The 10,030-nt window shown below is 57.9% G+C and carries 8 protein-coding genes; 3 read left to right on the forward strand and 5 right to left on the reverse strand.

Going from position 1 to position 10,030, the window contains the following annotated elements; all coding sequences use genetic code 11:
• The 4 genes from BIS10_RS14845 to BIS10_RS14860 form a co-directional block, all read right to left on the reverse strand.
• Positions 1-961, reverse strand: a 961-nt coding sequence (locus BIS10_RS14845) for a TAXI family TRAP transporter solute-binding subunit (protein WP_253506237.1), incomplete at its 3' end; no start/stop codon positions are given.
• A gap of 202 nt (positions 962-1,163) precedes the next feature.
• On the reverse strand, positions 1,164-2,072 hold the full coding sequence (locus BIS10_RS14850; protein WP_253506239.1) for a LysR family transcriptional regulator: 909 nt from the start codon (positions 2,070-2,072) through the stop codon (positions 1,164-1,166).
• The gene (locus BIS10_RS14855) at positions 2,069-2,791 is read right to left on the reverse strand and encodes a haloacid dehalogenase type II (RefSeq protein ID WP_253506241.1); all 723 of its coding nucleotides are present in this window, start codon (positions 2,789-2,791) and stop codon (positions 2,069-2,071) included. The genes BIS10_RS14850 and BIS10_RS14855 overlap by 4 nt, the downstream gene beginning before the upstream one ends.
• Positions 2,788-3,699 (reverse strand): LysR family transcriptional regulator, encoded by a 912-nt coding sequence (locus BIS10_RS14860; RefSeq protein ID WP_044630223.1) that lies wholly within the window; start codon positions 3,697-3,699, stop codon positions 2,788-2,790. The genes BIS10_RS14855 and BIS10_RS14860 overlap by 4 nt, the downstream gene beginning before the upstream one ends.
• Positions 3,700-3,892: 193 nt before the next feature.
• Between BIS10_RS14860 and BIS10_RS14865 the strand changes: the two genes are divergently transcribed.
• The 3 genes from BIS10_RS14865 to BIS10_RS14875 are packed head-to-tail and all read left to right on the forward strand — an operon-like array spanning position 3,893 to position 8,034.
• Positions 3,893-5,089, forward strand: a complete 1,197-nt coding sequence (locus BIS10_RS14865) for a CaiB/BaiF CoA-transferase family protein (protein WP_253506243.1) — start codon at positions 3,893-3,895, stop codon at positions 5,087-5,089.
• A 12-nt stretch (positions 5,090-5,101) separates the two neighbouring features.
• Positions 5,102-6,010 carry a hydroxymethylglutaryl-CoA lyase gene (locus tag BIS10_RS14870; RefSeq protein ID WP_253506245.1) on the forward strand — a complete coding sequence of 303 codons (909 nt, stop codon included), beginning with the start codon at positions 5,102-5,104 and terminating at the stop codon, positions 6,008-6,010.
• 59 nt (positions 6,011-6,069) lie between these two features.
• Positions 6,070-8,034 carry an aconitate hydratase gene (locus tag BIS10_RS14875; protein WP_253506247.1) on the forward strand — a complete coding sequence of 655 codons (1,965 nt, stop codon included), beginning with the start codon at positions 6,070-6,072 and terminating at the stop codon, positions 8,032-8,034.
• Here BIS10_RS14875 and BIS10_RS14880 read toward each other — a convergent pair.
• Positions 8,031-9,815 (reverse strand): methyl-accepting chemotaxis protein, encoded by a 1,785-nt coding sequence (locus tag BIS10_RS14880; protein WP_253506249.1) that lies wholly within the window; start codon positions 9,813-9,815, stop codon positions 8,031-8,033. The two genes, BIS10_RS14875 and BIS10_RS14880, sit on opposite strands and share 4 nt — an antisense overlap.
• Positions 9,816-10,030: the final 215 nt, after the last annotated feature.

Consider the following 10,030-nt stretch of genomic DNA (forward strand, 5'->3'; position numbering starts at 1 on the left):
GAATAATGTCGGCGGGGATCTCCAGCCCTAATTCCTGGTAGTAGCGCAGCGCGCCAGCATGCAGCGGGAAGGTAGCGGTATCGATCACGGTTTGGGGGTCGACGCTGCCCGCAGGTTTGAAGGAGGCGGCCACTTGGTCGTGGTTTTCCCAGTACGCTTTGGTGAGCTCATACACGGTGTCGGCATCCAGGTCGGTGGTAGCCGCGATGCCCATGTAAATACCCAGCGACTGCGCTTCACTCATGCCGGTATAGGTATCGGCAGGAATAACGGTTGGCGAGAGAAACGGCAGCTCAGTGGTGACGGTCTCGACCTGCTCATCAGAAAGCGACAGCAGCTGCAGCGGACGCGAGGAGTGTACCTCGGTGAACAGCGGAATCGGCGGCACGCCGTTGTAACTGAAGCCCACGAGACGGCCATCGGTCACCCCTTCCGCCGCATCGTTCACACGCATGCGCTGGAAGTCGGGCTCAATGCCCAGAATGCCAAACACCTGCTCGGTGATGTACTCGCCGCCACCGCCGATGCTGCTGGGGTTGAAGCGCTCACCGTTTAGGTCTTCGAAGGTCTCAATATCGCTATCCTGACGTACCGCCCAGTGCATGGTAGAAGGTGCAATCCAGTACACCAAGCGCACATTGGGGTTGGGCATATCGGCAAAACGACCTTCGCCGTTGTACTGCTCGTAGCCCACCAGCGCCTCGGTAAAGGCTAGGTCTAGCTCGCCGTTGGTGAGGCGAATGGCGTTTTCGCGGGTGCCGCCTGTTTCACGTACGGTAATCTCGTAGGGCGTATTGGCGCTGATGACCCGTGCGCCTTCAGAGATACCGAAAAACCAGCCCGTACCCGTAGGCACCGAGCCCATGTTCAGTGCGGTTTGCGCCTGTGCAGTGGCGGCAGTGAGAGCGCTTACAGCTAGAATTGAAGCGGGAAGCAAGTGGCGTAGTGTTAATTTAGTCATTGTTTATCCTCAACGCGTCGGGAAGCATGTTGTGATGTTGTGTGCTGTGGGAGGCCCTAACTGCACCTCTCCCGATAACCGAGTAAGCAAGGGGAGTTCGCTTAGCGGTGTCTAAAGTGATAACGCCAAACCATAGCGCTGTATATTGGTCATTGATGAACCTGCCTTCTCCAATCGCGAAAGCAGCGCCGTCGATTTCCCTTTAAGGCGGTGGAGAAGCGCCGCTGGCGGCCTGAATAAAATGCTCCACCAGCACCCTTGCCGCCATAGAAAGCCGGTCTAAATCTCTGACATAAATACTCAGTTTGCGCCGCGCCCAGTCGTCTTGTATCGACAGCACATTCACATTGAGCCCATCCACGTACTGACGAATCGCCCCACGGGGCAGCACCCCCACGCCCAGCCCCGCCTGCACCATCAAGCACAAAGCATCGTAGCTGGTCACCTGAATACGAATTCGCAGAGTTTTGTTAGCCATGCTGGCCGCCCGCATGATCTCTAAGTTAATCGCGCTGGCGGTGTGCAGCCCTACATGGGGGTAGTCCAAACACTCGCGGAAAAACACCTTCTCCCGTTGGGCCAGCGGGTGCTGCTGTGGCACCACCAGCACTAGGTCATCCACGTGGTAAGGGAACTCGATCAGGTCATAGCCATGCAGCATCTGCGCGCACACGCCGATGTCGGCGTTATTGTTCATCACTTCGCGGGTAATGATCGGGCTGACCTTCTCTTCAAGCTGCACACCGATATCCGGGTGCAGCTCAAAAAAAGCGCGCATCTCCTGGGGTAGGTATTGGGTAATCGCCGACATATTGGCAAATACCCGCACAATGCCCCGCTGGCCGCTGGCGTAGTCGCGCATTTGCAGGTCTAGGTCTTCTAAATTGTGCAGCACACCCCGAGAGAGATTTAGCAGCGCACTCCCCGCAGGCGTCAGTTCGATGCCTCGATTATTGCGCTTCAGCAACGGCGTATTGAAGTACGCCTCCAGCTCGCTGAGGCGTTTACTCACGGCCGAGGTGGCCATAAAAGAGGCGTCGGCTGCCCCGGTAATAGTACCTAGCTCGGCCACTTTCACGAACAGCTTGAGAGAGGTCGGGTCGAGTTTCATGAGAGCTGCCGCGCCAAGTCGAGGAAGTCTTCTGCAACGAAATCAAAGCAGGGGTCGATACTTAAATCCGGCGTGGCATCTGGCCCAAACTCCAGCGGGCGCTTCACAAAGGCGGTGCGCATGCCTTCCCGGTGGGCAGCCTGTAAATCATCTTGATGAGCGGCCACCATCAGGATTTGCGAGGGGTTTAGGCTCAGGAGATTGGCCGCCATGTGGTACACCTCCGGGTCGCGCTTGTAGTGCCCAGCAAGCTCAGAGGAGAGCACGCAGTCCCAGGGCAGCCCGGCATGGCGAGCCATGTTCACCAGCAGCGAGACGTTACCGTTGGAGAGTGTCGCTAATATAAATCGCTGTTTTAACTGCAATAGGCCTTCCACGCTGTCAGGCCAGGGCGTTAAGCGGTGCCACACGCGGTTCAGGTGCGCTTTTTCATCCTCATCTAGCTGGTCGGCAATACCAAAGGCAATCAGCAGCTGGTCGAGGGTCATGCGGTGCAAGTCATCCAGCTTGGTCCAGGGCAGTTCCCCCTGGCGCACACGGTTCATCGCAGGGGCATAGCCTGCCCGCCACTCGTCGGCAAACCTTGCCCAATCGACGTTCAGCCCTTTGGCCTGGTTCAGCTGTTCGCCTTCGCGAATAACGCTGCTGCGCCAGTCTACTACCGTGCCAAACACATCAAAGGTGAGCGCTTTTATTTCGTGGGCGATGCCTGTTGTCATGGGGTCTCTCCTGTTGGGCCTGAGGGGGTTAGCAAGTGGTCGACCAAGTGGCGGGATACCACGGGCAGTGCCGCGTAGTGGCGCATACCAATCACCAGTTCGCGGGTGGCCCACTCATCAGCGAGCGGAATCATGCGTAGTTTGAGGTCGTTAAGGTCACGGTACAGCGTGCGCTGGGGCAGCACACCGATGCCCATACCGTAATGAATCATGCGACAAATAGCGTCGAAACTGCGCACTTGAATGCGCATGCGCAAGGTTCGGCCCGCCTGGCTTGCCTGCTCGTGAAGCAGTGATTGCAGCGAGGCATCCTGCTGTAAACCGACAAAGTCGTACTCGGCTGCCTGATGCAGATAGAGCTTGTCATGCACTGCCAGCGGGTGATCTTGCGGCGTGACCAATACCAACTGGTCGCGCCGGTAGGGGCGTACTTCTAAATCATCGGCGGCAACGTGGCTGGCAAAGATGCCGATATCTGCCACGCCATCGCGCACGGCGGTGATCGCTTCGCTGCTGGTGCGCTCCTGCAAATCGATTTTGATTTGCGGGTACTCGATGGCAAAGGCGCTTAAATCCTGGGGCAAAAACGCAATGATGGCCGAGGTATTGGAGTGAATTCGCACATGCCCGCGCACCCCTTCGCCATACTCACTGAGCTCCGCCTGTAGCCGCGCCACATCTTCCAGAATGCGCCGGGCATGGTGCAAAAAAGCGCGGCCCGCCGGGGTTAGCTCTACGCCGCGCGGCCGCCGATACAAAAGCTCGGTGCCCACCAGTGTTTCTAAATCGCTCACCCGCTTGCTCACCGCTGCCAGCGCCAAATGCTCACGCTCGGCAGCGGCAGTTAAACGCCCTTCATCGGCAATCGCCACAAACAGTTTCAGCGTTACAAAATCAAATCGCAGCATCACGTTTACCACGTTGTTATTAAATGGGCCGCATTGGTCGCCGGTTGTAGGGTTCGTCGCTGGCGAACGCCTGGTTCCTGATTGCCTAATTGTGATGCTCAGCAGGCTCACAGATGCTTAACCGACAACAAGACATTAAGACTCGCTACTTCAGCACGCGCTTGGCTGCTAAGCGTTACCAGGAGCTTTTATTATGACCACCCGCCAGCTTCCCCTCGATGGCCTTAAAGTCGTAGAGCTTGGTCAACTGATTGCCGGCCCCTTTGCCACCAAACTGCTGGGTGAATTTGGTGCCGACGTGATTAAGGTGGAACCACCCGGTGCCGGTGATCCGCTTCGCAAATGGCGTATTCTCGAAGAGGGCACCTCGCTGTGGTGGCATGTACAAAGTCGCACAAAACGCTCGGTGACGCTTGATCTTCGCAGCCAGGAGGGTCAAGACGTGGTGCGCCGCTTGGCCGCCGAAGCCGATGTGGTGGTCGAAAATTTCCGCCCTGGCACTCTGGAAAACTGGGGGCTGGGCTATGAGGCGCTGGCGGCGATTAACCCCAAGCTGATCATGGTGCACGTTTCAGGCTTTGGCCAAACCGGCCCCTATCGCAACAAGCCAGGGTTTGGAGTGATTGGTGAAGCCATGGGTGGGCTGCGCTATTTAACCGGCCACGCGGGCGAGCCTTCAGTGCGCGTGGGTGTGAGCATTGGCGACTCGCTCTCGGCACTCTACGCGGTGATCGGCACGCTGCTGGCCCTTCAGGAGCGCCAGCGAAGCGGCTTAGGGCAAGAGATTGATGTCGCCCTGTATGAATCCGTATTCGCCATGATGGAGAGCCTACTGCCGGAGTTTGATGCCACCGGCCACGTGCGCGAGCCCAGCGGCAGCGCGCTGCCAGGCATCACGCCCTCAAACGCTTACCGCACCCGCGAGGGCGAGTACGTGTTAATTGCCGGTAACGGCGATAGCATCTTCAAGCGCTTAATGGGAGTGATTGGCCGGGAGGATTTAGCCAACCACCCCGCCATGGCCCACAACGATGGCCGCAGCCAACACGCCAGTGAGATCGACGCTGCCATTGAGGCCTGGACCCAAACCCGCCACCGGGACGATATTCTTAGCGCTTTAGATGATGCCCGCGTACCGGCAGGTTACCCCTACACCGCCGCCGATATTGCCAACGACCCCCACTACCTCGCCCGCGAGATGATTCAAACCGTTACCCGCGCCGATGGTCGCCCGCTCAAGGTGCCGGGCGTGCTGCCCAAACTGAGCGCCACCCCCGGCAGGCTGGGGCAAGGCGGGCCAAAGCTGGGCGCGCACACCGATGACGTGCTCGAGGAGCTGGGCATTGATGCCGCTACGCGGGACAAGCTGCGTCAGGCAGGCATTATTTAAGTGGAGAACCCCATGACGACGTTACAAATTAACGAAGTAGCACCACGCGATGGCTTTCAGAGCGAGGAGCGCTTTATCCCCACCGAGCAGAAAATCGCGCTGATTGATGCGTTAACGACCACCGGCATTGCCCGTATCGAAGCGACCTCGTTTGTCTCTCCCAAAGCCATTCCCAACCTACGCGACGCCGCCGATGTGGTGAGTGCTATTCAGCGCCGCGAAGGTGTGGACGTCACGGTGCTGGTACCCAACCTAAAAGGTGCCGAGCGGGCGCTGGCCTGCGGCGTGGATGAGATCAATCTGGTGATGTCGGCCAGCAATGCCCACGGCCGCGCAAATCTTCGCATGACGCCGGAGGAGTCGCTGACACAGTTTGCCGCCATTATTCAGGCGGTGCGCGGTAGCGGTGTCTTCATCAATGCCTCACTCTCCACCGCCTTTGGCTGCCCGTTTGAAGGGCAGGTGCCGGAGGCGCGCGTGTTCACTCTTATTGAGCAGCAACTGGCGCTGGGGGTAGAAGGCATCACGCTGTGCGATACCACCGGCGTGGCGAACCCCGCCCAGGTAGCGGCACTGTGCCGCCAAGTGCTGGAACGCTTTCCCGGCGTGCCGTTTACGCTTCACTTCCACAATACCCGAGGCATGGGCTTGGCAAATGCCCTAGCGGCGTGGCAAGCGGGCATTACTCGGTTTGATGCTTCGCTAGGTGGCTTAGGCGGCTGCCCGTTTGCCCCCGGTGCCACAGGCAATGTGTGCACTGAAGACTTAGTGCATATGTTCGAACAAATGGGCGTTGCCACCGGCGTGAACCTACCCGCGCTGCTGGACATTTCCGCCACTCTGCCCGAGCTGATCGGCCATGAGACGCCGGGGCAAGTGGTGAAAGCGGGCAGTGCTGATCGCTGTTACCCCCTTCCCTGACCGCGTTTCTTCCTTGCATCCCTGCATAATTGATAACAACGACAATTTGGTGAAAAACAATGTCCGACTCCTCCCCTGTTCAGCCGTTAAACCTTGCCCAGCAGTTGATTCAGCGCCATTTAATCAGCGGTGAGCTAACCCCCGGCAGTGAAATCGCCCTGCACATTAACCAAGCCCTGCTGCAAGATGTGTTAGGCACTCTCGTGATGCTAGAGCTAGAAGCCATGGGGCTTGACCGGGTACACACTGAGCCCAGCGTGCAGTACATCGACCACGGCCTGGTGCAGGCCGATAACCTAAATGCCGAAACCTACCTGTTTTTAAAGAGCGCCTGCGAGCGCTTTGGGGTGTGGTACTCCGGCCCCGGCAACGGCATTAGCCACCCGGTGCATATGGAAAATTTTGGGGTGCCCGGTGAATCCATTGTGGGTTGCGATAGCCACACCACGGCAGCAGGCGCGCTCGGCATGCTGGCGATTGGCGCAGGCGGTATTGAAGTGGCGATGGCGATGGCGGGCGAGCCGCTGTATATCACCATGCCGAAAATCTGGGGCATTAAGCTCGAAGGGCAACTGCCTGACTGGGTCTCAGCGAAAGATATTGTGCTGGAACTTTTGCGCCGCCACGGCGTGGCAGGCGGCAAAAACACCATGATTGAGTATTACGGGCCGGGGCTAAAGCACCTGTCCGCCATGGACCGCCATGTGCTCGCCAACATGGGCACCGAAATGGGGGCAACGGCCACGGTGTTCCCCAGCGATGACGAGACTCGGCGCTTTCTAGCCTCCCGAGGGCGAGAAAACGATTGGGTAGCGCTGGCCGCCGAACCCGGCTGCCACTACGACCTGAACGAAACGCTTGACCTTAGCAAGCTGGAGCCAATGATTGCGCTACCTTCCAGCCCCGATAACGTGGTCACCGTGCGGGAAGCAGCGGGCAAACCGCTGCATCAGGCTTACATCGGCTCGTCAGGCAACCCAGGCTTTCGTGACTTTGCCGTGGTGGCAGAAATCGTGCGGGGCAAGCAGGTGGCCGATGGGGTCTCACTGGACATCAACCCATCTTCCCGCCAAGTACTGACCACGCTGATTGAGCAGGGTTATTTAGCCAACTTAGTCGCCAGCGGCGCCCGTCTGCACCAGGCAGGCTGCAATGGCTGTATTGGTATGGGCCAGGCCCCGGCGGTGGGGCTTAATAGTCTGCGCACCGTGCCGCGTAATTTCCCAGGGCGCTCCGGCACGCGGGAAGACAGCGTGTTTTTGTGCAGCCCAGAAACCGCGGCAGCTTCAGCGCTGGCGGGGGTGATTACCGACCCCCGCACTCTCGATATGCCCTACCCACGCCCCCAAGAGCCCGCCAAAATCGAAGTAAACCGCGCGCTGTTTAATGCGCCGCTGCCACCCCATGAGGCAAAGCTTAAAGCACTGCAAAAAACCGAGAACACCCCGGCCCTGCCAGAGCTTAGCCCTCTGCCTAATCGTTTGGATGTACCCGTGCTGCTGGTGGCGGGCGACAACATCTCCACCGACGACATTATGCCTGCCGGGCAGCGGGTGCTCCCGTATTGGAGCAGCGTGTATGCTTCGGCACCGTTCACGTTTGAAGCGGTCGACCCGGATTATGCCGAGCGCGCAGAAAGCACCCGTACTCAGGGCGGGCACGTGATTATTGGGGGTGCCAACTATGGGCAAGGCTCCAGCCGAGAAAATGCCGCGCTGGTGCCGCGTTACTTAGGGCTGCAGGTGGTGGTGGCGAAGAGTTTTGCGCGTATTCACTGGCAAAATTTGATCTGCTTTGGTGCGCTGCCGCTAACCTTTACCCGCGAGGAAGACATCGCTCAGCTAGCGCAAGGTGACCGCATAGTGATCGAGGATGTCTACGCGCAGTTGGAAAGCGGAGAGACGCTAACGGCGCATATCCCCGGTAAAGGTGAGATGACGCTGCATCATGGGCTCAGCCCCCGCCAGCGAGAACTGATTACCCAGGGGGGCGTCATCAACCACCTTCGCAAACGTAACGCTTAAAACTCTTCCCAGTCGTCTCCACCAGCTTTAGTGGGTGCAGGCTTAGAGGAGAGTGCCGGGCGCTTGAGCTCTTGGCTGGTCCCGGACCGGCTGGCAGGCAGCGCTTGGCGCGACTGGCCTTTCAACTGGGGTGTTGTCTGGCTTTGTGAGTCGTCTTCCCCTAATACGAAGGAGTTGACTAGCTCATTAAGGTGCTCAGCGTGGCGGCGCATATCCGCAGCGGCCGTAGTGGACTCTTGCACCATGGCAGCATTTTGCTGGGTCATGGTATCCATTTCGGCTACGGCGGTATTGATCTGGCCGATACCACTACTCTGCTCTTTGGCGCCGGCACTAATCTCGCCAATCACGTCGGTAACTTTTGATACGCTCTCAACGATCTCGCGCATAGTGGCACCGGCATTACGCACCAGCTCGGCGCCAGTGTGGGTGTGCTGAACGGAGGTATCGATCAGCGCGCGGATCTCTTTAGAGGCATTACTAGAGCGGCTGGCCAGGGTGCGTACTTCTTGAGCAACCACCGCAAAGCCACGGCCATGCTCACCCGCACGAGCAGCTTCCACCGAGGCGTTTAGCGCCAGAATGTTGGTCTGGAAGGCAATCGCATCAATCATGGTGATGATTTCACTGATGCGCGTAGCCGAGTCGTTGATATCGCGCATCGTGTTTTCTACCTGCCCCATGGCCTCTTCACCCTGGTGGGCCACTTCCGCAGTGGACTGCACCAGCTTGTTGGCCTGTTGGGCATTGTCAGCACTGTGGCTCACAGTGGACGTAATCTCTTCCATAGAGGCCGAGGTTTGCTGCAGGTTGGCAGCAGCCTGCTCGGTACGTGTGGCTAGATCTTCTGAGCTTCGGGAAATTTCCTCGGCTGAGTAGAAAACGCTGGTGGTACTGCGGCGAACATCTCGCAAGGTATCCTGCATACGCGCTACAAACGCGTTGAACTGTACGGCGAGGTTACCGATTTCATCATTGCCTTCCACCGCTAGGCGGCTGGTGAGATCCCCCCGGCCTTGCGCAATATCCCCCATCGCATCAGCGGTGCGCTTTATCGGACCGACAATACGACGCACAAAGCCAAAGGCCAGCAGAGCAATAGCTGCAAATAGTGCAGCGCCTAGCAGCGTCGCGGATATAATCGCATTTCGTAGGTCGGCAGCGGCAGCAGCCTCTAACTCGGCCATTGCTTCATCAACATCTGTTACATACACACCAGCGCCTACAATCCAGCCCCATTTTTCTAAACGATCAATGTAGGAGTGCTTGGGCTTAGACTCATTGGTACCGGGGTATTCCCACGGGTATTCGTAAAAACCACCGCCATCTTGGCCAACTCGGATGAAATCCCGCACGATATAGGTGCCATCAGGTGCTTGCAGGTCTCTCAGGTTTTGACCTTCACGCTCCGGAGAGTGAGGCAATACGATGTTAGTACCATCGTACTCATATACGAAAATATAGTTTTCGCCTTCAAAGCGCATGGAGCGCAGCATTTCGGCAGCGCGCTCCTTAGCTTCACGGTCATTGGCACCGGCGTTTTCATAAATCGGGGCGATAGCCGTTGTTGCCATCTGCACGATATCGCGCACCGAGGCACGACGCTCTTCAATCAACAACTCACGCTGTTCCGCTAACGCTTCGCGGGAGTCCTTGGCGCTGCTATAGGCTTCAAAGCAGACCAAGACAACGGTGACCAACAGCAAGGGGAGTAATACCAGCATCAGCACCTTGGTCTGCAAACCCAAGGCCCAACGACTTCTCTTCTCAGAAGTAGCCATCATGTTCGAGTTCTAGCCTCATCAAGTGGGGGATATGCGTTGTAATCGGTGCTTTGTTATCGGCACAAAGTGTGTCAGCTTTAGTCACTTCTCATGATTTTTTACTTTATGAACAATAACCTGAATCCGTGAAGCCGGCGCCGACACTTTCCCTATCACCGCCAGCGAGCACTTTTTGATCATTCGCCCCGTGCAAGTTGGCTTTCGCAAGCCCG

Source organism: Halomonas sp. 707B3, from assembly GCF_024158645.1.
GTDB lineage: Bacteria > Pseudomonadota > Gammaproteobacteria > Pseudomonadales > Halomonadaceae > Vreelandella > Vreelandella lionensis.